Here is a 21,177-nt window from a genome sequence, read left to right on the forward strand (position 1 = left end):
GGCTGCAAGGCGCCGCTCGCGGCGACCGCGAAATTCTGCAGTGAGTGCGGAGCCGCGGTCGTGGAATCCGCCCGATCCGCCGAGTACAAGCACGTGACGGTGTTGTTCGCCGATGTGGTGCGGTCCATGGACATTGCGGCGGCGCTCGGCGCGGAACGGTTGCGGGAGATCATCACCGACCTTGTCGAGCGCTGCGCCGCGGTGATCCGGCGATACGACGGCACGGTCGACAAGTTCACGGGTGACGGGTTGATGGCGGTGTTCGGCGCGCCCGTCGCGCTGGAGGACCACGCCGCGAGCGCCTGCCTGGCGGCCCTGGGGCTGCAGGAGGAGACCGAACGTCTCGCGGCCGAGGTCGCACGACGCGACGGTGTCGAGCTCCGGGTCCGCGTCGGCCTCAACTCCGGCAGGGTGATCACCGGCGACATAAGTTCCGGCGCCTTCGGTTACACCGCCATCGGCGAGCAGGTCGGCATCGCGCAACGCATGGAGGCGGTCGCGGCACCCGGGGCGGTGATGCTCAGCGAGTCGACGGCGCGGCTGGTCGACGGCGTAGCCGTCCTCGGGGACACCGAGCGGGTACGCATCAAGGGCGTCGACGAACCGGTGGCGGCGCGCCGATTGATCAGTATCGGCAGGGTCCACCGCCCCGATCGGCGCGACGAATCGCCGTTGGTCGGCAGACGGTGGGAGCTGGCGGCCGCCGAGGGGCTCCTGGATGGCGCTATCGAGGGCCACGGCGCCGTGGTCGGATTGGTCGGACCGCCGGGTATCGGCAAGAGCCGGCTCGCGCGCGAGGTCGCGGCGCTTGCCGATCGGCGCGGAATCGAGGTGGTCCGCTCCTTCTGCGAGTCGCACACCAAACAGGTCCCGTTCCATGCGCTGGCCGCGTTCCTCCGGGCGGCTACCGGCGTGGAGCGTCTCGACGGCGCCTCTGCGCGCGCCCGGCTCCGCGCTGCCCTGCCCGATGTCGACGCCGAGGACGTGCTGCTGTTCGAAGATCTGTTGGGCATCGGCGAGCCGCATGCCGCGTCGGCGACCATCACCCCGGAGGCCAGGCGGCGGCGGTTGACCGCGATGGTCAACACCTACTGCCTGGCTCGCAAGATTCCTGCGGTGTACGTCATCGAGGATGTGCATTGGCTGGACGAGGTCAGTGAGTCGATGTTGGCGGACTTCCTTACGGTGGTCCCTCAGACACATCTGTTGACACTGATCACGTATCGACCTGAGTACCAGGGGATTTTGACGCGGGTCCGAGGCGGGCACACCATCGCGCTGGCGCCGCTTTGCGACGCGGATGTGCGCGCGATCGTCGACGGCCTGCTCGGAGCGGCCGATTCGGTCGGGGAGCTGCGGGAGACCATTTGCGAACGGGCAGCCGGCAATCCGCTGTTCGCCGAGGAGATGGTACGCGAACTCGCCGATCGCGGCGTGCTCGACGGCGAGCCCGGACAGTATCGCAACGCGGCGGACGACGCCGACGTGAGCGTGCCCGCGACCCTGCAGACGACGATCGCGGCGCGCATCGACCGTCTGGACGCGAAGGCCAAGCGCACGCTCAGCGCCGGGGCGGTCGTCGGCGCGGAATTCGGTTTGGATCTCGTGAGCGCGCTCGGGGTCGAACCCGCCGTGGAGGATCTGCTCGACGCGCAGCTCATCGAGCAGATCAGGTTCGGCCGTCGGCCTGAATTCGTCTTCCGCAATCCGCTGATCCGCACGGTGGCACTCGAGTCGCAGCTGAAATCCGAACGCGCCGAACTGCATCGACGATTGGCCGCCGCCATCGAAGAGCGTGGCCCGGCGGGTGAGAACGCGGCGTTGATCGCCGAACACCTGGAAGCGGCCGGCGATCTGGCGGGCGCGTACAACTGGCACCTGCGAGCGGCCTCCTGGTCGATGCAGCGCGACGTCCGAGGCGCGCGGGCAAGCTGGGAGCGCGCCGCAAGAGCCGCCGACGCGTTTCCCGAGGGCGACCCGAACCGCACGGCCCTGCGCATCGTGCCGAAGACGATGCTGTGCATGTCGACCTGGCGAGTCGGCGGTGGCCTGGCCGAGACCGGCTTCGAAGAACTCAGGGAACTGTGTGAGGGTTCCGGTGACGGCCTCTCGCTGGCGATCGGCATGTACGGCCAGATCGCCTTGCTGAGTTTCCAACATCGCCACCGCGAAGCGTCCGCGCTGGCGTCCGAGCAATTCGAGTTGCTTCAAAGATGCGACGGTGCGGTGACGGCGCTCGCGTACATCCATGCGGGAGTGATGGCGAAGGTTCTCGCGGGAGAGGCGCGAGAGGCACGCCACATCGCGGATTGGGCGGCCGGACTGCTCGAGGGATACACCGGCGCCGACATGAGCGACGACCAAGTCCGCACGGCGCTGGCGACGGCTTTGATCTGGGGGTCAGTCGCCAAATGTGTTCTCGGCGAATCTGATTGGTTGCAGAGCGCGCGGCGCAGTGCCGCGCTGGAACGCGAAGTTCACCCGGTTCGGACGCTTCTGGTTTTCATCATCGGCATCTGCTACTCGTTCGGCATGCACACGAAGGCCATCGTTCCCGACGACCGCACCGTCGCGGATACGGAGGAAGCGGTCCGAAAGGGACGCGAGATCGGCGACGTCCTCGCGCTGGCCACTGCTTGTTCGGCCCTGGGCCTGGTTCTCACTTCGCAGGCGACGGAAGCCGAGCGGCGACGCGGATTAGAGGCTCTCCGCGAGTCGTGCGAGCTGTACGAGCCCAATTCGATTTTCGCGCCCGCGGTCGGCGCCAGAGTTCGCATCGCCGAGATCCCCGCCGCTTTAGGCGACCTCGACGACGCCATCGAGGACTTGAGATCGATCGTCAACACGCTCGTCCGAAACGAAGAGAAGCTCTTCTCTGTAGAGGCCACCGCTGTTCTCGTGGAGTCGCTGCTTCGGCGCGGCGGCGCCGACGATCTCCGGGAGGCGGCCGAGCACGTCGACCGGTTCGCGGGCATGCCCACCGAACCCGGCGTCGCAATCAACGAGATCCAGCTGCTGCGCATGCGTGCCCGGTTGGCCGAAGCTCAGGGTGACGCTGGGGCTTTCCGCGACCTCGTCGAGCGCTATCGCGCCCTGGCCGTATCACTCGGCTTCAAGGGACACATCCAGCTCGCCGACGCGATGCGTCGTTCTTAGCGCGCGAACATCAGCGCGCGCTTGACCTCCTGGATGGCCTGTGTGACCTGGATGCCACGCGGGCACGACTCGGTGCAGTTGAACGTCGTGCGGCAGCGCCACACCCCGTCGACCTCGTTGAGGATGTCGAGCCGCTCGGCCGCGGCCTCGTCGCGGCTGTCGAAGATGAACCGGTGCGCGTTGACGATCGCGGCGGGACCGAAGTACGACCCCTCGCTCCAGTAGATCGGGCAGCTCGTCGTGCAACACGCGCACAGGATGCACTTGGTGGTGTCGTCGTAGCGGGCCCGGTCGGTCTGGCTCTGAATGCGTTCGCGCGTCGGGGGATTGCCACTCGTGACCAGGTAGGGCTTGACCGCGCGGTAGGCGTCGAAGAACGGCTCCATGTCCACCACGAGGTCCTTTTCCACGGGCAGCCCGCGGATCGGCTCGATGGTGATCGTGAGCTGTTTCTTGGGATTCTTCGGCAGCATGTCGCGCATCAGCACCTTGCACGCCAGCCGGTTGACGCCGTTGATCCGCATCGCATCCGAACCGCACACACCGTGTGCGCACGACCGCCGGAACGTCAACGTGCCGTCGAGGTACCACTTCACGTAGTGCAGCAGATTGAGCAGCCGGTCGGTGGGCAGGCACGGAACGCGGAAACTCTGCCAGCCTCCCGAATCGGCATAGGCGTCCGGGTCTTCCGGATTGAACCGCGCGATCTTCAGCGTCACCATCACCGCGCCCTCCGGCACGGGCGGCAGTTGGGGATCGCGCGTCTCGACGTCAGGCGCGATGGTCATTTTTCCTCACACAAGTGCTCGTCAGAAGTCATAGATCAGTACTTCCGTTCCATCGGCTCATAGCGGGTCTGAACCACGGGCTTGTAGTCCAGCCGGATGTCGGACAGAAGGTCCGTGCCGTCCTTATAGGCCATGGTGTGGCGCATGTAGTTGGTGTCGTCGCGGTTGGGGTAGTCCTCACGGGCGTGCCCGCCCCGAGACTCCTTGCGGTTCAACGCCCCGACCACGGTGACCTCGGCGAGCTCGAGCAGAAAGCCCAGCTCGATCGCCTCGAGCAGGTCGCTGTTGTAGCGCTTGCCCTTGTCCTGCACCGTGATTCGCGAGTACCGTTCCTTGAGTGCGTGGATGTCGGTGAGCGCCTGCTTGAGCGTCTCCTCGGTGCGGAACACCGCGGCGTTGTTGTCCATCGACTGCTGCAGAGCGCCGCGGATGTCGGCGACGCGTTCGTTGCCGTGCTCGGAGAGGATGTCACCCACCCATTCGACCACCATGCCCGCCGGATTCTCCGGCAGCGGAACATGGTCGTGACCGAGAGCGTAGTTGGCCGCGGCGATGCCCGCGCGACGGCCGAACACGTTGATGTCCAGCAGCGAGTTGGTCCCCAGGCGGTTGGCGCCGTGCACGGACACGCAGGCGCATTCACCGGCGGCGTACAGGCCGGGGATGATCGTCGTGTTGTCGCGTAGCACCTGACCCTTGACGTTGGTCGGGATGCCGCCCATCACGTAGTGACACGTCGGGTAGACCGGCACCAACTCCTTGACCGGATCGACGCCGAGGTAGGTACGGGCGAATTCGGTGATGTCGGGAAGTTTCGCCTCGAGGACGTCCTCGCCGAGATGGCGCACGTCGATGTAGACGTAGTCCTTGTTCGGCCCCGCGCCGCGACCCTCGAGCACCTCGAGCACCATCGACCGGGCGACGATGTCGCGCGGCGCCAGGTCGACGATCGTCGGCGCGTAGCGCTCCATGAAGCGCTCGCCGTCGCCGTTCAACAACCGGCCGCCCTCGCCGCGCACTGCCTCGGATATCAGGATGCCCAGGCCGGCCAGACCGGTCGGATGGAACTGGTGAAACTCCATGTCCTCCAACGGAAGTCCCTTGCGGAACACGATCCCCAGGCCGTCGCCGGTCAACGTGTGCGCATTGGAGGTGGTCTTGTACATGCGGCCCGACCCGCCGGTGGCGAACACGATGGCCTTGGCGTGGAAGATGTGGATGTCGCCGGTGGCCAGCTCGTAGGCGATGACGCCGGTGGCCACCGGGCCGGAATGCGTCTCGGTGATCGAGATGTCGAGCGCATAGAACTCGTTGAAGAACTCGACGTCGTGCTTGACGCAGTTCTGATAGAGCGTCTGCAGGATCATGTGGCCGGTGCGGTCGGCGGCGTAACACGCCCGGCGCACCGGAGCCTTGCCGTGGTCGCGGGTGTGCCCGCCGAAGCGGCGCTGGTCGATGCGGCCCTCGGGGGTGCGGTTGAACGGCATCCCCATCTTCTCGAGGTCCAGCACCGCGTCGATGGCTTCCTTGCACATGATCTCGACCGCGTCCTGGTCGGCGAGGTAGTCGCCGCCCTTGACGGTGTCGAACGTGTGCCACTCCCAGTTGTCCTCTTCGACGTTGGCCAACGCGGCGCACATGCCGCCCTGCGCCGCGCCGGTGTGGCTGCGCGTCGGGTACACCTTCGTCAGCACCGCGGTGCGGGCCCGCGGACCCGCCTCCACCGCGGCGCGCATACCCGCGCCGCCCGCGCCGACGATGACGACGTCGTAGCGATGTTCCTGAATCATGTGAAGCTCGCCCTCATGAGATGTTCGCGTCGAAGGTGACCAGCACGTAACTGCCCAGCACCAGGGTGAATCCCGTCGCCAACAGAAGCAGCGAGTTCAGCCAGAACTTCGTGGTGTTCTTGCGCGCGTAGTCGCCGATGATGGTGCGCAGGCCATTGGCGCCGTGCAGTTGGGCCAGCCACAGCAGCGCCATGTCCCAGATCTGCCAGAACGGCGACGCCCAGCGCTCGGCGACGTAGTTGAAGTCGATGCGGTAGACGCCGTCCTCCCAGATCAGCATCACGAACAGATGGCCCAAGGCAAGAAAGACCAGCGCCACGCCCGAGAACCGCATGAACAGCCACGCGTATTTCTCGAAATAGGGGATGCCGCGCGGTCGGCGTGGTGCCCGCGGATGGTCCAGGCCGGCCGGCCGGTCATGCTCCTTCTGCATCACCGGGGCGATGCGGCCCTCGCGGTGGTGCGGCGTCCAGGCTCTCGAGGGCCCGGCCGGCGCGCTCACAGGAACCGCTCCGCCATGTGCATGCCGATGATGCCGACGGACGGGATGAAGATCGCCAGGAAGACGCCGATCACGATCCACAGCATCGCCCGCTGATAGCGCGCGCCGTGCTGCCAGAAGTCGATGAGAATCACCCGGATGCCGTTCAGGGCGTGATAGAGCACCGCGACGACGAGACCGATCTCCATCAGCCCGATCAGCGGAGTTTTGTAGGTCTCGATGACCTCGTTATAGGCCTGCGGGCTGACGCGCACCAGCGCCGTGTCGAGCACGTGGACGAACAGGAAGAAGAAGATCGTCGCACCGGTGATGCGGTGCAGGACCCACGACCACATCGCGGGATCGCCGCGGTAGAGGGTCCGTCTGCGAGACGGTCGCGGTCGTGGAGCCGCGGAGGGCCCGGGCGGTCCCCCCGAAATCTGAGTACTCATCTGGCCTCCAACGCCTTCGGTGGACGATTGGGCTTCCGAGCTGCACCGGGCGGCAGGGGTCCTTCCTGGCGGTCGGTCCGGTTCGCGACTTCACCCAAACCTCGGGGCGACTCTAAACCCAGTTGTACTGCTAAACGAACTACGGTTTAGCCGTCGATGTCTTCGAAAACGCCGAAGTTAGGATGGCCTACTCCGTTTCCCGGCTTCGCGGAGGGGACATCGGAATGCATTCAGAACCGGTCCGGCGAGGTGGGATGATGTCCGATATCGACTGGAATTCGTTGCGGTACAAGGCAACCCAGGTATCAGAGACGGCCTACGCACCATATTCAGGCTTCGCGGTCGGTGCTGCCGCGCTGGTCGACGACGGGCGGGTGGTCACCGGTTGCAATGTGGAAAATGTCTCATATGGCCTTGGTCTCTGCGCGGAGTGCGCGGTGGTCTGCGACCTGCATTCCAGCGGTGGTGGACGCCTGATCGCGCTGTCGTGCGTCGACGCCGCGGGGGAGGTGCTGATGCCGTGCGGCCGGTGCCGCCAGGTGCTGCTCGAACACGGGGGACCGGAGATGCTGATCGACCATCCGAGCGGACCGCGGCCGCTGGCCGATCTGCTGCCCGATGCGTTCGGCCCTCACGACCTGGCCCGACGGGATCGGGCGCGGGGCGGGGAAACTCGGTGACGCAGTTCACATTTGATGCGCCGACCGTCATCCGGACGAAGCGCGACGGCGGAGTGCTCTCGGACGCGGCGATCGACTGGGTGATCGACGCGTACACCCACGGCCGGGTGGCCGACGAGCAGATGTCGGCGTTGTTGATGGCGATCTTCCTGCGCGGTATGACGTCGGCTGAGATCGCCCGGTGGACAGCTGCGATGGTGAACTCCGGCGAGCGGCTGGACTTCACAGATCTTCGCCGGGGTGGAAAGCCTCTCGCGCTGGTGGACAAGCACTCCACCGGCGGTGTCGGGGACAAGATCACCATCCCGCTCGTGCCGGTGGTGATGGCATGCGGCGGTGCGGTGCCGCAGGCCGCCGGGCGCGGTCTCGGCCACACCGGCGGCACGCTTGACAAGCTCGAGTCCATACCCGGCTTCACCGCCGAGATCTCCAAACACCAGATCCGACAACAACTTTGCGGGCTGGGCGCGGCGATCTTCGCGGCGGGCGAGTTGGCCCCTGCCGACCGGAAGATCTACGCGCTGCGCGACATCACCGCGACCACCGAGTCCCTGCCGTTGATCGCGAGTTCGGTGATGAGCAAGAAGATCGCCGAGGGGGCCCGAGCGCTGGTGCTGGACACCAAGGTCGGTTCAGGCGCCTTCCTGAAGACTGAGCAACAGTCACGGGAACTGGCCCGCACGATGGTCGAACTGGGCGTCGCGCACGGCCTGTCCACCCGGGCGGTGCTGACCGACATGTCCACCCCGCTGGGCCACGCCGTCGGCAATGCCGTGGAGGTGGCCGAATCGCTGGAGGTGCTCTCCGGCGGCGGTCCGTCCGACGTCGTGGAGCTCACGCTGGCTCTGGCCGCCGAGATGCTGGACGCCGCCGGCATCGACGGCATTGACCCGGCCCAAACGCTGCAGGATGGATCGGCGATGGACCGGTTCCGCGATCTTGTCGCCGCGCAGGGCGGGGACGTCGCCCAGGCTCTGCCGGTGGGTCCGCACGCCGAGACCGTCACGGCGCCGCGCGATGGCAGGATGGAGAGCATCGACGCGATGGCGGTGGGTCTGGCGGTGTGGCGGCTCGGAGCGGGCCGCTCCGCTCCTGGTGAGCGGGTCCAGCCGGGTGCCGGGTTGTACATCCACCGGCGGGTTGGCGAACCGGTCAGGGCCGGGGAGCCGCTGTTCACCCTCTACACCGAGACCCCCGAGCGTTTCGAGGCGGCGATCGCCGAACTGGACGGCGGCTGGGCCGTCGGCGACGCCGCACCGCCGCCGCGTCCGCTGATCATCGACCGAATCACGAGCGGAGACTAGAACCGGAGAGCGAGATGACCACGCCCCTGACGCTGGACTCGATCAGACATGCACCCAAGGCGCTTCTGCACGACCACCTGGATGGCGGCCTGCGCCCCGCGACCGTCCTCGAGCTGGCCGAGGAGACCGGTTACGACGACCTGCCGGCCACCGACGTCGACGAGCTGGCGACGTTCTTCCGCACCGCCGCGCACAGCGGGTCACTGGTGCGCTATCTGGAGCCGTTCGCCCACACCGTCGGCGTCATGCAGACACCCGAGGCCCTGCACCGGGTGGCCTACGAGTGTGTCGAGGATCTGGCCGCCGACAACGTGGTCTACGCCGAGATCCGTTTCGCCCCCGAGCTGCACATCGACGGCGGCCTGTCGCTGGACGCGGTCGTCGACGCGGTGATGGCCGGGTTCGCCGACGGCGAGAAGGCGGCCAGCGCCGAAGGGCGGACCATCACCGTGCGCTGTCTGGTGACCGCGATGCGGCACGCGGCACGCTCCTTGGAGATCGCCGAATTGGCAATCCGGTTCCGCGACAAGGGCGTGGTCGGTTTCGACATCGCAGGCGCGGAAGCCGGCCACCCGCCGACGCGACACCTCGACGCGTTCGAGTACATGCGAGGCAACAACGCGCGCTTCACGATTCACGCGGGGGAAGCGTTCGGTCTGCCGTCGATCCACGAGGCGATCGCATTCTGTGGTGCCGACCGCCTCGGCCACGGGGTGCGGATCGTCGACGACATCACCGTCGCACCCGACGGCACCCCGCAGCTGGGCCAGCTCGCGGCGCTGTTGCGCGACAAGCGGATTCCGTTCGAGATGTGCCCGTCGTCCAATGTTCAGACCGGCGCGGTGGCCAGCATCGCCGAGCATCCGTTCGATCTGCTGGCGCGGCTGCGCTTCCGTGTCACCGTCAACACCGACAACCGGCTGATGAGCGACACCACGATGAGCCAGGAGATGCTGCGGCTGGTCGAGACGTTCGGTTACGGCTGGAGCGATCTGCAGCGGTTCACGATCAACGCGATGAAGTCGGCGTTCATCTCGTTCGACGAGCGCCTGTCGCTCATCGACGACGTCATCAAGCCGCGCTACGCCGTGCTGATCGGCTGAGTTATCCCTCCGCGAGCGGCCGCGTTTGCCCACGGACACGCCGCGTGCGCGTGACAGTTCGCGGTCGCTCGCGGTTGACGAGTGGCCCTTATTCGGGGCGGAGCCGGGATTCGACGAACGCCTCCAGCGCCTCCCACTGTTCGACGGCCTTGGCGTACGGCGGGCTCGGCGCGCGCACCGTGTCGGGGTCCAGGACGTGTGCGATCAGCCTTCCGAGCGGCTGATCCGGATCGAGGGCCTGGTCGACGGTCGTGTCCTCCGAGTAGTCGCCGACATCGCGAAGCAGTTCGACGGCGAGCTCCAACTGGTCGCGGTCCAGCGCGTCGGGTCCGTCCGCGAGGTCGTCGACGATGCCGGTCAGCACGTAGATGTTGTCCTCGGTGACCTCGACCTGCAGTGAGCCGTCGGTGGCGGCCGTGCGGATGTCGTCGTAGGTGGCCAGCCCGGACAGGTCGTGGTCGTGTTCGTCGGCCAGGTAGCGCGCCAGCGCCCGCTCGGAGCCAAAGACGCTGATGCGGCCGTTACGGCCGAGGAAGACCGGCTGATCGTCGAGGTAGCAGCGCAGCGTGTAGTAAGTGCCCGCGCTCGTCATCATCCGCACCGGGTCGATGCCGACCTTGAGCCAGAAGTCCTCGTCGCTGCCCAGCACCTGACTCTGCGCCTGGGCGGTCAGGGCGTCGGACTCCTCTTCGGCGGCGTCCTCCTCGGAGCCCTCGGAGCTCTCCGAGACCTCGGAGCTCTCGTCGTCCTCGGAGACCTCGTCTTCGGGCTCTGGTGCCGGCTCGGCCAATTCGGCTTCCGCCTTCTGCGAGGCGGTGGCGTCGACGTCGGGCGTGGTGACCACCCCGTCAAGGGCGTCGACGACGTTGTCCCAGGCCCGGGCGATGACCGCCTCGATTTCGCCCCACCGCTTGCGTCCGCTGCGGCCGGAAAAGGCGTCGATCCCGCCGCCGAGCGTGCCCAGCACCGGATTACCGTTGAAAAACCTTGTGACAACCGGTAATTCGCACACCGAGCCGAGCGAGGAGACGATCGCCAGTGTGCGGTGCAGCTGCCGCACGGCGTCCTCGCTGACCTTTTCCGCGACGATCTCCGGCACACCGATGACGTCGTACCGGTGCTCCTCGGCCGGATCCAGGCGGTGCGCGTTCGCCTCGGTGAACTCGGCCCACGTGGGATGGTCGGCCAGGTCGTTGTCCTTGTTGGTTCGGACGAACGCGACCAGGTCGGCGACCGACTCGAACGCGTACAGATCCTCGTCCTTGCCGAGGAAGGCCTCCCATTCGTCGCCGCCATCACGCCACCGTGGAGCCCATAACGTGTACAGGTCGCCCTTGGTCAAGCCGAGCCGGATCGGCACGATGTCAGCAGCCATGCGGCACACAATAGCCACCCTGCCTGCGAGTGCGTTCGTCCAGCAGGTGACGACGCCCGAGCGGAGCGCGTTGAAGCTGGTGCTCACCGCCGCGTGATGCCGGGCCGGGATGGCAGCATGGCGGACATGACCGACAATCTTCCTTCCCCAGGCTCGACACTGGTTTCTGACGTCATCGGTGACCCGGTGGCTCGAGTGCCGGCGAGCGCCACGATCGTCGAGGCCGCCGATGCCCTCGTCAGGCACGAAGTCGGTGCGATCGTGGTCGGAGATGACGAGCGACCCTCGGCACTGGTGTCGGAGCGGGACGTCGTGCGAGCCGTGGCCGCCGGTCAGGATCTGTCGGGGCCGGCACTGGAGGTGGCCAGCAAGAAGTTGGTGTGGTGCGACGCCGACGCCACGGTCAACGAGGTGGCGGTCCAGATGATGGACCGCTACATCCGCCACGTCCTGGTGGAGCAGGACGGCGAGCTGGTGGGCATCGTCTCGGCACGCGACCTGCTCGGTGTTTACGGCGCCGGCGCGGACCTGGAATCCGATTAGTCAACGATGCTGCTGTGACCTGACCGGCACCTTTCGCGGCGAACGAGACCGCCTCAGCGACGCGCGTAGGGCAGGCTGAAGCGATGACGGAAGCCACCGACCTCGTCGACGTGGTAACCGCTCTGGGTGAAGTACTGGGCCGGACGTCGTTCCCGCTGCCTGCGCCGTCGGCCTGGTCGGCCGAACGTGACGCGCGCGAGCTGACCGGGCAGCTGGCCGACTACCTCGTTCCGCGGCTGCGGAGCATCGACGCCCCACTGCTGGCGGTGGTCGGCGGCTCGACTGGCGCGGGGAAGTCCACGCTGGTCAATTCGCTGGTCGGCGCCGACGTCAGCCCGGCCGGAGTGCTGCGGCCCACGACCCGCGGCCCCGCAATCGTGTGCCACCCGTCAGACCTAAGGTGGTTCACCGACGACCGGATTCTTCCGCAACTACCGCGATCGTCCGGGCCGGACGGTCTGCGCCTGGTGCCGCACGAAGGTATCGGGCCCGGTCTGGCCTTGCTCGACGCCCCCGACATCGACAGCGTCGTGAGTACCAACCGCGAGTTGGCGTCCACTCTCTTGGCCGCGGCCGACCTGTGGATCTTCCTGACAACCGCGGCCCGGTACGCCGATGCGGTGCCGTGGCAACTGCTTCATACCGCCCGCGACCGGGGTACCGCGATCGCCATCGTGCTGAATCGATGCCCGCCGGAGGCGGTAAGGGATGTGGCGGCGCACTTGTCCGACATGCTGGCAGCGAACGGATTGGGCGGCGCGCCGCTGTTCGTGATCGCCGAGCAGGGCCTGCGCGCCGGGCGGTTGCGGGACAAGGCGACAACACCCATTCGCTCGTGGCTGGACAGTCTCACCGCCGACGCTGAGCAACGGGTGGCCGTGGTGCGTTACACGCTCGACGGAGCGCTGCGCAGCCTGGCGCCCCGCACGTATGCACTGGCCGAAGCGGCCGACGATCAATTCGCGGTGCGCTCGCAACTGGAGTCGTGCGTGTCGTCGGCGTACGGCGACGCGCTCGCGCGCGTTGACGAGGCGGTTCGCGACGGGACGCTGCTGCGCGGCGAGGTGCTGGCCCGCTGGCAGGACGTGGTCGGTACGGGGGAGTTTCTGCGCAAGCTGGAATCGCGGGTCGGGCGGATTCGGGACCGCATGTTGGCGGCGGTCACGGGGCGGTCGACACCGGTGGAGGAACTCGGGGAGGCGTTGGAGACAGGCATCGCGACAGTCGTCCGGGCGGCAGCGGAAGAGGCCGCGGAGGTGACGTACGCGTGTTGGGCGCGGCACCAGGCCGGCGCCCCGCTGCTGACCGACGAGCTGGCGCGGCCGGCTGCCGGCCTCGAGGATGCTGTCGAGCGGCTCGTCCGCGACTGGCAGGAATTCGTGCTGGAGCTTGTTCGCACCGAAGGCGCGTCGAAGCGCTCGGGGGCGCGGTTGGCTTCGTACGGCGTGAACGGCGCCGGGCTGGTCGTCATGCTCGCAGTCTTCAGCCAGACAGCCGGACTGACCGGCGCCGAAATCGCGGTCGCAGGGGGAACGACCGTCGCCAGTCAGAAAGTGCTGGAAGCGATCTTCGGCGAACAAGCGGTCCGCGGACTGGCCCGCCAGGCCCGCGAGGAACTCCTGGCTCGAGTCGACGGGCTGCTGCGCCAAGACGCCGCCCGCTACGGCGACGTGCTGAGTTCCGCCTCGGCGCTGGTGTCGGGCGACGAACTGCGGGCGGCCGCAAATCGCGTCGCGGCGGTGCTGCAGTGACGCTCGTCGACCGGCTGGCGGCGCTGTCGTCGGTAGTGACACTGGGGTCCGGTCGGCTCTCCGACGATGTCCTTTCCGAGCTGCGCGATCTGGACGAGCGGGCCGGCAGCCGACTGCGCCTGTCGGGCGAGCACACCGTCGTCGCGCTGGCCGGGGCGACGGGCAGCGGAAAGTCTTCTCTGTTCAATGCTGTTGCCGGCGCGCAGCTGGCCGCTGTCGGCGTTCGACGGCCGACCACCTCCGAGACTCAAGCGGTTGTCTTCGGCCGCGATGGTGCGACGGAACTCCTGGACTGGCTGGAGATCAAGACCCGGCAGTATGGCGATCCAGCAGCTGCACCGGAGCTTGCCGGGTTGGTGCTTCTCGATCTACCCGACCACGACTCCACCCAGTTCTCGCACCGGGCTGAAGTGGATCGGCTGGTCCGTCTCGTCGACGCCTTCATCTGGGTGTTGGACCCGCAGAAGTACGCCGACGCTGTCCTCCATGACGACTACTTGCGCCCGCTGGCCGCACACCGTGACGTGATGGTCGTAGCCCTCAATCAGTCGGATCGGCTGTCCGACACCGATTTGGCTGCGTGTATACGAGACCTCACCCGACTGCTCGGCGAAGACGGGCTGGGCGGCGTGCCTGTCCTCGCGACGTCGGCGGTAACACCGGATGGGGTGGCGCCGTTGCGCGAATTTCTTGCGTCGACCGTGGCCGACCATAAGGTGCGAACGGCAAGGGTGAGTGCAGATCTGGACTCGAAGGCTGCACGCCTCGCACCGCTGGTACCGCAGCGGAGATCCGTACCCAGACTGCGCGACGGCGAGCAGCGCCTGCAAGCCGCCCTCGCCGAGGCTGCAGGCGTTCCCGTCGTAGTCGGTGCCGTTGGCCGCGCTTACGAGCGACGCGGTCTGGCGGCGGTTGGCTGGCCGCCGCTGCGGTGGATACATCATCTGCGGCCGGACCCGTTGCGTCGCTTGGGCATAGGGCAGTCAAGCGCCGGAGATGAAATACTCCGCCGGACCTCGTTGCCTTCGGCATCTGCGGTCTCGCGCGCGGGCGTGGACAGCGCTGTCCGCTCACTCGCCGACACCGCGTCGGGCGGGTTACCGGCACCCTGGCCGCGGTTACTTCTCGAAGCGGCCAAGTCACACGTGGGTGCCGTGCCTGATGCCTTGGACCGAGCGGTCGGTGGCGCGGACCTCGGCTCGAATCGGCCGCCGCGATGGTGGCGTGCGGCGGGGGCGGTCCAGTGGGTGCTCCTGGTGGCTGCACTTGCAGGCGCCGTGTGGCTCGGGGTGCTCGCCGTCCTCGCATACCTGCAGATCGATCTCGATGCGCCCCTCCTCGGCCCGTTCTCCTGGCCGACAGTGCTGCTGGTCGGAGGACTCGCGGCGGGCTTGGCGCTGCGTATTCTGATCAGACCGTTCGTCGCGTTCGGCGCGTCCCGGCGCAGGCGACGTGCGAGAGCCGAACTGGGCCGGCGGGTCGAGGCGGTCGGCGAGGAGTTCGTCCTTTCGCCGCTACGGGCGGAGCTGTCGGTATACGACGAGCTGGCCGCCGCGGTCCATCGGCTGCGGTGACGATGGCGTGATGTCGGCGATCACGCCGTGGGTCGCCAAAAGCCCTGAAAACCTTGGTTCAGATTGGTCGTTCGGATCGGCGAAAGCTGCACCGGGTCGCCCGCCTCGACTGGGTGTCAATAACGGTTCCGCACTCTTCGAACCTTGGCGGACGACAGGGTGCGCGCTACCCGCTCACGTTGATCGTAGGCTCGGAGGGTGCGCGATGTTGAGGCGGTCGACAACGAGATCCGGCTGGTTGCCCTCGTCCGGCGCTCCATCGTTGAGCAGGGCGGTCCATTGACTTCCACCGTCATCGACCAGCTCCTCGACGAGCGCAATCGGATAGTGAGTACTTGAGCATCTGCTGCCGTCTGTCAATGGCTTAAGGCCGTCATAGGCGACAGCACGCTGGACAGGTTCCTCCACTCGGCCCAGTGCCGGGCGAGCCACACACGCTGGCGTGCTGTCGTGGCGACGTGGAGCTTCTTGCCATGCATCTCGTAGTACAGCGTGTAGGGCTTGAGCGAGTCCGCCACATCAACAGTGCCGTCGCTCGTGACGGCGAGGAGGCCCTGGTCGAAGAGGCGGTGCAGGTCGCGGCGCAACAGCAACCCGCCTTCGACGTCGTGACGCCCGATCTCGGCGTAGCTGTACAAATGGCAGGCTTCCAGCGCCTCAGCGGGAGTCGGTCCGGAGAAGGCGCAGACTGCCCCGTACTTGCGCACCAGCTCCGCTCGGAAGGCGGGCTGGCCAATGCGCACGCTCACCTGACGGACGGTGTGCCCGCCGCTGATGGTTTGAGCGTGAGCGATGGTTACTGGAGTGAGGGCGCTGGGTCCAGCGCCCGCCTCAACAGCTGCTGCGAATAGGCTCCAGTCGATGCGTCGGATGCTGTTTTGCGAGTAGCCAGTTAACTCTCTCAGTGTCGAGCCGTCCAAGACACCGGCCAGGTCAACCCAGCCCTGCTGGTGATCGGTCCGGTATCGCGTTACCTCGACCTCCTCAACGACGGGCACCTCGAACTCGGCGCGGCAGTCATCGCAGCGAAATCGCGGTGATTTGGTCTTGCGCGCCGCGATGTTCGTCGTCGAGCAGTTCGGGCATCGGCTAATCATCTTGGTGCCTGGCCATTCGTGGATGCTGGCTATTGCTGAAGCGCCGATGAGGCTCACCTCGTCCCAGAAGACCAAGCGGTCGCCGACAGCTACCTGTTTCGAGTTGGCGACGTTGCTGTCGTAGCTGTAGTGGCTGGACGGGTCGTCGTCGTACTTCGTGTAGCCGCCCAAGCGTCGGTAATCCGACTTGGTGGTCACCAGCCAGGCGCGGGTGTCGTCGACCCTAGCGGGCGAGAAGCTAAAACCAAGTGCTCGCAGGGTCTTTACGACTGTCTGCTGACCGCCAGAGAAGTCGCTCGCCGTAAGGAACTGCCCGGTGGCGTAGCCGTGCGCGACGCCTACGATCGCCTTCGAGTCGTACTGTCGTCCGTGCTCGGCGACGCGATACAGCCTCGCGGCTGCGAACCCGTAGCGGGCTAGGAACTGATCGGCACCTAGCTCGTCGTACTCGTCCATCGCTCGGAGGACGGCTTCGCGAGTGATGTCGGAAAGTGCCACGACGGGAATGTAGCGAACCCTGACGACATCGAAGGTCAGATGCGAAGGTGCTTCCTATACGAGTCCTCGAACTTCGCTGGCGACGGTCGTAACATGAAATTGTCGGGGGGCGATTAATACGGGGACTGTTTGAATTTGCTGCAAGGCCGCCAAGCGTGCTCGCGGCAAAGGGGGGACTGCTTATGAAGAACTTGTCCATCATGGCGCTCGCCGGTGCATCTCTTTCTCTGTGGCTCGCTCCGGTAGCGCAGGGGAACTGCTGCGAAGGCGAGTTCGACTGGGCAGACCCATACGTCGATGCGCTGAGAAACCACGACCTGGGTTACTTGGTCAATAGTCGCGGCATCCCTGTGGCGCTGGCCGCCGAAGCCGTATGCAAGGGATCGTCGGCCTATGGCATCGCCGATGAGTACGACTTCGGCCTCGCAACCGCTGAACAGATCGCTCGCGCTGTCTACCTCGACGTCTGCCCGGAGATGGCCCAGTGAATCAGACGTTGGTCAATCGAACCGTCGCTACCGCGATGATGTTTGTAGCAGTAGGCGGCGGATTGATCTCCACAAGTGCGCCAGCGGTGGCATGTGCATGGACACCAACGGTCGAGTCGAACTACTACGCCACCTCCCTCGACTATCCCGATCATGTTCAGATCATGTGCGAGCTGACGGTGGAGAACATCAGTTGGGACGGCGTCTCGCATTGGTCCCACGCGGAGAATAGGTGGATGCCGCTTGGACACGGGACCGCCCGGCACTACCGTCCGGCTGGGCTGGGCGGTGGCGTTGACTCGTACCCGGTGGAGATCTATTGGAAGGACGGTCAGTGGGTTGTCAATCCGGTGTAACCACCTTTGCCACGGCGAAGGGTTGGGCCACGCTCATGAAGGCGGTAGTTGTTGTAGCCGGGACGATATCGGCTGTGGTAATTGGCCTGGGTCTACCTGCCTCGGCTCACGCTGACATCACTCCCAACCATGACAGCATGATCACCACAAACGCCTGCGAGGACATCCTGCTGGGCTGGTCGGATGGCCAAATCCTCGACAATCTCTCGAATCGATATGGCGTTTCCAGTCAAGAGGCGTTGCAGGTCATCACTGAAATGCGCCTCCCCGGGAACTGTGAGTATGACGAAAACTTCTGATGTCTAACTCTTGTCCGCCGATTCTGCCCTGTTGATGCCGTCGCCGTGGGCGGTTCCCCCTGCCCATGCTGATGCCTACTGCGAACTTGGCAACTGCTCATTCGACAGGTGGTGGACCATGCGGGCACCTACCGCGACGCTTCCTGCGCAATAGTTGCTGACCTTACGCTGACCAGTGACGACACCAACTGCATCAGTTCCGTGACTGAGTACGTCGTAAGTGGCGGTTACGACCCCTACATGGTCAGGGACATCGCCCCGCACAACTGCTGAGTGTGCATTAGTTCTAGACGTCGCCGCCTCAAATTACAGCAATGCGGCCCGCAGCGGCGGACCGTAGATAGCAATATCGTCAGGTGCGCAGGTCCGCAGTGCCAGATTGTGTAGCCGCTGCCGTGACCCCGGCATTGGAAGCAGATCAACCAGGACCGGCCCGTCTTCGCTTCTGAGCCGCTCTCGCGTTGTACTTTCTCCCCGTGGCGGGAGACAAGTTCAAGGTGTTCATCTCGTGGTCGGGGGAGTTAGCAAAGGGGGTTGCTCGCATATGGCAGGAGTTGATCAAAGAAACCTTCGATGCCGTAGAGCCGTTCATGAGCGAGGAGAACATCGGGGCTGGCGAGCGAAACCTGGCCAAAATAGCAGAGGAGTTGGACGGCACGTCGTTCGGCATCATCGTCGTCACTCAGCAAAATCAGACTTCACAGTGGCTTAACTACGAGGCCGGAGCGCTTTCTAAGAACCTTGGAAACGCAGCGGTTCGAGTTGCGCCGTGTCTAGTGGACTTCGAGCGCAAGAGTGAGGTCACGGGACCACTCGCGCAATTCCAGGCGAGCCTGCTCAACAGGGACGGCGTCGAGTACATCTTGACCGAGGTCGCGAAGGTTGTAGGCGTGGACGTTGACTCGGTGAAGCGGCGCTTTGGCCGTTCTTGGAATGAATACGAGCAACGCTTCAACGAAGCCAGGGTCGCCGTGAAGGCAGAAACCCCGACGCCGCCAAGAAACAGGGACGATGTCCTCGACGAGATACTCACCTTGGTGCGCGACATCGCACGAGACCAGGGGGCGGCCGCCAGCCAGTCCGATACGCAGAATCTCGTGAACTGGCTGTGGATGCAGCGCGAAGCGCCTAGGGCAGGAGACCGAGCTTTCGACGTATTCTTCGCCCCGCGATCGGCTGAACGCTTGGGTCAACACCCGCGATGGGAACGTCCGTTGGATTTAGCGCCAGGCGATGAAGTATCCCATTCGTCCTTTGGGGACGGTCGAGTAATCGAAGTTGATGGGCAGGGCCATGACGCCGTTGCGGTCATCAAGTTCGGCAGCCACATTCAGGAACCCGTTCGGGTTAGAGCGGACGACAACCGGCTGACCAAAATCGAGGGCTGAAGACGGACGAGGCTTTCCTGCCGCCCGTGCGAGGGTCGCTCACCTGAGGAAAGAGGCGGCGGTGTCGTAGTTCCCTCCCTCCTAAACGAAGGTACCCGCAGGTTGACTCGCTTCCACGACGGAATCAATGGGACTGCTGAAAGGCGAGTTGGGTTAGTGGTGTGAGGAGTCCGTGCCGAACGGTCACGAGCGACGCGGCCCACGCTCATGTCGGACATGCCCCCGGCTGAATGCAGCCCGTTACGCCTTTGTCACGAGGGATTCGTCTAGATACCTATATAAGGTCGCTCGACTGACCCCGAGGTACTTGGCGATGTCTCGGGCGGTGTGACCATCGGCCTTCATCCGCCTCGCAGTGGCGATGTGCTCGGCGTCGGTGACCTTGCGAGGCCTACCGAACCTCGTCCCGTTGGCCCGCGATGCTGTCCGCTTCAGCGCCGTGCGCTCCTTGACCAGTTCGCGCTCATACTCGGCGAGCGACCCAAGGACGCCGATCATCATCCGCCCGGCGGGAGTGGAGGAGTCGATGCCATCGGTGACCGAGACGAGGGTGACGCCTCGATTCGTCAGCGCCTTGACGGTCTGCAAGACGTGCAGCATGTTGCGCCCCAGCCTGTCGAGCTTCCACACCACGACCGCGTCGCCCTCGCGGACGTAGCCCAGGAGTGCCGTGAGGCCTGGCCGGTCGTCACGTGCGCCGGACATGACGTCAGAGAAAACCTTGGAGACCCCAGCGGCGGCGAGGGCCTCGTTCTGTTGATCAAGCGTCTGGGCGACGGTCGAGACCCGGGTGTATCCGATGCGGGTCCCCGTCGGCTTGCGGGACCCGTTCTCGCCCTGACTCATAACGGTCGCAACGCGCGTATCGAGACATCTATTTCTGAGACCAACATTTAAGACACTACGACCTGGTGCTCCGAGCGATGCGGGATCTGGGACCGCCCAGTCTCAGATGTGATCGTTTGCGAGACGCGGCTTCGTGTCGGGCTGGATCAGCATGATGGGTTCATGACCACCCCGAAAGTCTGGATTTCGACCACCACCCGTGACGTCGTCCTCGGCAGTGCCAGCCCTGGATCGCACTGGCAGGAGGTGGGCACCATCAACACCACCTACGAGAAGGACCTGTGGAACAACGTTCAGGTCTACCTCGGCCTGCGCCGGTCCGCGCCACGGCTCAACGGTTTCTACGTCGACGGGCACGAGGACAGCCCGTGGGTGGTCGAGGTTCGGAAGCGTAAGGACACCAGCCCCTTCTGGCTCGCGATCGATCCGTATGGCGACGGCAGCCGGTACCTCGTCACGATCGCGCAGGCGTCATTGGGTGCGCTTGCGCGCCGTCCTGCGGAGCCGCATCCCGGTCGACTCGACCGTCCCATCCCAGTGGGAGTCCTCATCAAGAAGAGGGACAACCAGGCGTTCGAATACCACCGTCCATGATCGACGACATCTGTCACACGATGCTCGTGTCATTGCGGATGGGGGCGAATCACATCGACCGATTGTCAAGCGGCTCATCACACGGTCACGCCTAGGGGTTGATCTTGATCAGTCGCGCTTCCGTTGCTCTGTCCAGGTCGCTCATCGTTGCGCGTACATCAGCCAATCTGCTTTCGGCTTGATCGGCGGCTTCGACATACGCTTCAATGTTTGACTTCAGTTTGGAAACCATGTCCCTGAGGCGAACGAGTTCGTCGAGGAAAGACTCTGGAAGTTCAGCTGAAGTCCAATCAAGCCCGCACGTTTGGCAAATCTGGCCTCGCCTGAACCAGTGAATATCGGGATGGTCGGTGAAGAATCTGTGCTGGCCGCGATCCTCGAACAGGGTCGTGGGGTCTACCGCTTTGACGACTCGTACTTTTTCGCAGGAGGGGCACCACTTGTCGGTGCCGCCTTTGGCGTCTCGCATCTATCCTCCACCGAGAAAGTTGGGCCAGCGCGGCAAGTATCAGATAGGCGAGAAGCAGGGTGCTGGCGAATCAACATATTGAAAACGTCGTGACACCCAGAACAAGTGGGCCTGAATGGCCTCCCCGTGGCTGTCGAAACCGCCC

Annotated in this window: 21 protein-coding genes; 13 read left to right on the forward strand and 8 right to left on the reverse strand. The window is 65.5% G+C overall.

All coding sequences use genetic code 11. The features are described from left to right. The first annotated feature begins 60 nt into the window (after window positions 1-60). Window positions 61-3,156, forward strand: a complete 3,096-nt coding sequence (locus tag AU193_RS14660) for an adenylate/guanylate cyclase domain-containing protein (RefSeq protein WP_253867828.1) — start codon at window positions 61-63, stop codon at window positions 3,154-3,156. Here AU193_RS14660 and AU193_RS14665 read toward each other — a convergent pair. Genes AU193_RS14665 through sdhC form a run of 4 tightly spaced genes read right to left on the reverse strand, consistent with a single transcriptional unit; the run spans window position 3,153 to window position 6,571 of the window. Beyond that, entirely contained in the window at window positions 3,153-3,944 is a 792-nt protein-coding gene (locus AU193_RS14665) for a succinate dehydrogenase iron-sulfur subunit (RefSeq protein WP_064423077.1), read from the reverse strand. The genes AU193_RS14660 and AU193_RS14665 overlap by 4 nt on opposite strands. A 35-nt stretch (window positions 3,945-3,979) precedes the next feature. Further along, window positions 3,980-5,734 carry a succinate dehydrogenase flavoprotein subunit gene (gene sdhA, locus AU193_RS14670; protein ID WP_064423078.1) on the reverse strand — a complete coding sequence of 585 codons (1,755 nt, stop codon included), beginning with the start codon at window positions 5,732-5,734 and terminating at the stop codon, window positions 3,980-3,982. A gap of 13 nt (window positions 5,735-5,747) precedes the next feature. After that, a complete protein-coding gene (locus AU193_RS14675) occupies window positions 5,748-6,236 on the reverse strand; it encodes a succinate dehydrogenase hydrophobic membrane anchor subunit (RefSeq protein WP_064423079.1) in 489 nt (162 codons plus the stop codon). After that, window positions 6,233-6,571: a succinate dehydrogenase, cytochrome b556 subunit gene (sdhC, locus tag AU193_RS14680; protein ID WP_064423080.1), complete on the reverse strand. Its 339-nt coding sequence runs from the start codon at window positions 6,569-6,571 to the stop codon at window positions 6,233-6,235. Before sdhC ends, AU193_RS14675 begins: the two co-directional genes overlap by 4 nt. Window positions 6,572-6,924: 353 nt before the next feature. Between sdhC and AU193_RS14685 the strand changes: the two genes are divergently transcribed. Genes AU193_RS14685 through AU193_RS14695 form a run of 3 tightly spaced genes read left to right on the forward strand, consistent with a single transcriptional unit; the run spans window position 6,925 to window position 9,754 of the window. Next, window positions 6,925-7,347, forward strand: coding sequence for a cytidine deaminase (locus AU193_RS14685; protein WP_172798309.1), 423 nt, complete (start codon window positions 6,925-6,927; stop codon window positions 7,345-7,347). After that, window positions 7,344-8,651, forward strand: coding sequence for a thymidine phosphorylase (locus AU193_RS14690; protein ID WP_064423082.1), 1,308 nt, complete (start codon window positions 7,344-7,346; stop codon window positions 8,649-8,651). The genes AU193_RS14685 and AU193_RS14690 overlap by 4 nt, the downstream gene beginning before the upstream one ends. Before the next feature lie 14 nt (window positions 8,652-8,665). Then, window positions 8,666-9,754: an adenosine deaminase gene (locus AU193_RS14695; protein ID WP_064423083.1), complete on the forward strand. Its 1,089-nt coding sequence runs from the start codon at window positions 8,666-8,668 to the stop codon at window positions 9,752-9,754. 88 nt (window positions 9,755-9,842) lie between these two features. Here AU193_RS14695 and AU193_RS14700 read toward each other — a convergent pair whose 3' ends face one another. Continuing rightward, window positions 9,843-11,129 (reverse strand): hypothetical protein, encoded by a 1,287-nt coding sequence (locus tag AU193_RS14700; protein ID WP_064423084.1) that lies wholly within the window; start codon window positions 11,127-11,129, stop codon window positions 9,843-9,845. Window positions 11,130-11,255: 126 nt separating this feature from the next. Between AU193_RS14700 and AU193_RS14705 the strand changes: the two genes are divergently transcribed. From AU193_RS14705 to AU193_RS23145, 4 genes are all read left to right on the forward strand, one after another. Continuing rightward, on the forward strand, window positions 11,256-11,672 hold the full coding sequence (locus tag AU193_RS14705) for a CBS domain-containing protein (RefSeq protein WP_064423163.1): 417 nt from the start codon (window positions 11,256-11,258) through the stop codon (window positions 11,670-11,672). Between the two features lie 83 nt (window positions 11,673-11,755). Next, on the forward strand, window positions 11,756-13,423 hold the full coding sequence (locus AU193_RS14710) for a dynamin family protein (RefSeq protein WP_064423085.1): 1,668 nt from the start codon (window positions 11,756-11,758) through the stop codon (window positions 13,421-13,423). Beyond that, window positions 13,420-14,997, forward strand: coding sequence for a GTPase (locus AU193_RS14715; RefSeq protein ID WP_064423086.1), 1,578 nt, complete (start codon window positions 13,420-13,422; stop codon window positions 14,995-14,997). Before AU193_RS14710 ends, AU193_RS14715 begins: the two co-directional genes overlap by 4 nt. 198 nt (window positions 14,998-15,195) lie before the next feature. Then, the gene (locus AU193_RS23145) at window positions 15,196-15,336 is read left to right on the forward strand and encodes a hypothetical protein (protein ID WP_156425214.1); all 141 of its coding nucleotides are present in this window, start codon (window positions 15,196-15,198) and stop codon (window positions 15,334-15,336) included. 17 nt (window positions 15,337-15,353) lie between these two features. On the opposite strand, the gene AU193_RS23435 is transcribed toward AU193_RS23145, so the two are convergent. Continuing rightward, window positions 15,354-16,592, reverse strand: a complete 1,239-nt coding sequence (locus AU193_RS23435) for an HNH endonuclease (protein ID WP_064423087.1) — start codon at window positions 16,590-16,592, stop codon at window positions 15,354-15,356. Window positions 16,593-16,774: 182 nt separating this feature from the next. Between AU193_RS23435 and AU193_RS14725 the strand changes: the two genes are divergently transcribed. The 4 genes from AU193_RS14725 to AU193_RS14740 all read left to right on the forward strand — a co-directional run bounded on the left by AU193_RS14725 (window position 16,775) and on the right by AU193_RS14740 (window position 19,123). After that, window positions 16,775-17,080 carry a hypothetical protein gene (locus AU193_RS14725; protein ID WP_156425215.1) on the forward strand — a complete coding sequence of 102 codons (306 nt, stop codon included), beginning with the start codon at window positions 16,775-16,777 and terminating at the stop codon, window positions 17,078-17,080. After that, window positions 17,077-17,436, forward strand: a complete 360-nt coding sequence (locus tag AU193_RS14730; RefSeq protein ID WP_156425216.1) for a hypothetical protein — start codon at window positions 17,077-17,079, stop codon at window positions 17,434-17,436. The genes AU193_RS14725 and AU193_RS14730 overlap by 4 nt, the downstream gene beginning before the upstream one ends. A 137-nt stretch (window positions 17,437-17,573) precedes the next feature. Next, entirely contained in the window at window positions 17,574-17,735 is a 162-nt protein-coding gene (locus AU193_RS14735) for a hypothetical protein (protein ID WP_156425217.1), read from the forward strand. Between the two features lie 476 nt (window positions 17,736-18,211). Continuing rightward, entirely contained in the window at window positions 18,212-19,123 is a 912-nt protein-coding gene (locus AU193_RS14740) for a TIR domain-containing protein (RefSeq protein ID WP_064423091.1), read from the forward strand. 240 nt (window positions 19,124-19,363) lie between these two features. Here AU193_RS14740 and AU193_RS14745 read toward each other — a convergent pair whose 3' ends face one another. Then, window positions 19,364-19,969, reverse strand: coding sequence for a recombinase family protein (locus AU193_RS14745; protein ID WP_064423092.1), 606 nt, complete (start codon window positions 19,967-19,969; stop codon window positions 19,364-19,366). 162 nt (window positions 19,970-20,131) lie between these two features. Here AU193_RS14745 and AU193_RS14750 point away from each other — a divergent pair, with 162 nt between their 5' ends. Further along, complete coding sequence (locus AU193_RS14750) at window positions 20,132-20,563, forward strand: hypothetical protein (protein WP_156425218.1); 432 nt, start codon at window positions 20,132-20,134, stop codon at window positions 20,561-20,563. A 91-nt stretch (window positions 20,564-20,654) separates the two neighbouring features. On the opposite strand, the gene AU193_RS23150 is transcribed toward AU193_RS14750, so the two are convergent. Beyond that, entirely contained in the window at window positions 20,655-21,032 is a 378-nt protein-coding gene (locus AU193_RS23150) for a hypothetical protein (RefSeq protein WP_156425219.1), read from the reverse strand. Between the last annotated feature and the right edge of the window lie 145 nt (window positions 21,033-21,177).

Origin of the sequence: Mycobacterium sp. GA-1285 (genome assembly GCF_001499905.1) — a bacterium.
GTDB lineage: Bacteria > Actinomycetota > Actinomycetes > Mycobacteriales > Mycobacteriaceae > Mycobacterium.

What these genes read in the sequence shown, in the direction of transcription:
- AU193_RS14665 (WP_064423077.1), bottom strand. Translation starts at nt 3,944, where the DNA reads ATGACCATCGCGCCTGACGTCGAGACGCGCGATCCCCAACTGCCGCCC.
- sdhA (WP_064423078.1), bottom strand. Translation starts at nt 5,734, where the DNA reads ATGATTCAGGAACATCGCTACGACGTCGTCATCGTCGGCGCGGGCGGC.
- sdhC (WP_064423080.1), bottom strand. Translation starts at nt 6,571, where the DNA reads ATGTGGTCGTGGGTCCTGCACCGCATCACCGGTGCGACGATCTTCTTC.
- AU193_RS14685 (WP_172798309.1), top strand. Translation starts at nt 6,925, where the DNA reads ATGTCCGATATCGACTGGAATTCGTTGCGGTACAAGGCAACCCAGGTA.
- AU193_RS14695 (WP_064423083.1), top strand. Translation starts at nt 8,666, where the DNA reads ATGACCACGCCCCTGACGCTGGACTCGATCAGACATGCACCCAAGGCG.
- AU193_RS14700 (WP_064423084.1), bottom strand. Translation starts at nt 11,129, where the DNA reads ATGGCTGCTGACATCGTGCCGATCCGGCTCGGCTTGACCAAGGGCGAC.
- AU193_RS14705 (WP_064423163.1), top strand. Translation starts at nt 11,256, where the DNA reads ATGACCGACAATCTTCCTTCCCCAGGCTCGACACTGGTTTCTGACGTC.
- AU193_RS14710 (WP_064423085.1), top strand. Translation starts at nt 11,756, where the DNA reads ATGACGGAAGCCACCGACCTCGTCGACGTGGTAACCGCTCTGGGTGAA.
- AU193_RS14725 (WP_156425215.1), top strand. Translation starts at nt 16,775, where the DNA reads ATGAAGAACTTGTCCATCATGGCGCTCGCCGGTGCATCTCTTTCTCTG.
- AU193_RS14735 (WP_156425217.1), top strand. Translation starts at nt 17,574, where the DNA reads ATGATCACCACAAACGCCTGCGAGGACATCCTGCTGGGCTGGTCGGAT.
- AU193_RS14745 (WP_064423092.1), bottom strand. Translation starts at nt 19,969, where the DNA reads ATGAGTCAGGGCGAGAACGGGTCCCGCAAGCCGACGGGGACCCGCATC.
- AU193_RS14750 (WP_156425218.1), top strand. Translation starts at nt 20,132, where the DNA reads ATGACCACCCCGAAAGTCTGGATTTCGACCACCACCCGTGACGTCGTC.
- AU193_RS23150 (WP_156425219.1), bottom strand. Translation starts at nt 21,032, where the DNA reads ATGCGAGACGCCAAAGGCGGCACCGACAAGTGGTGCCCCTCCTGCGAA.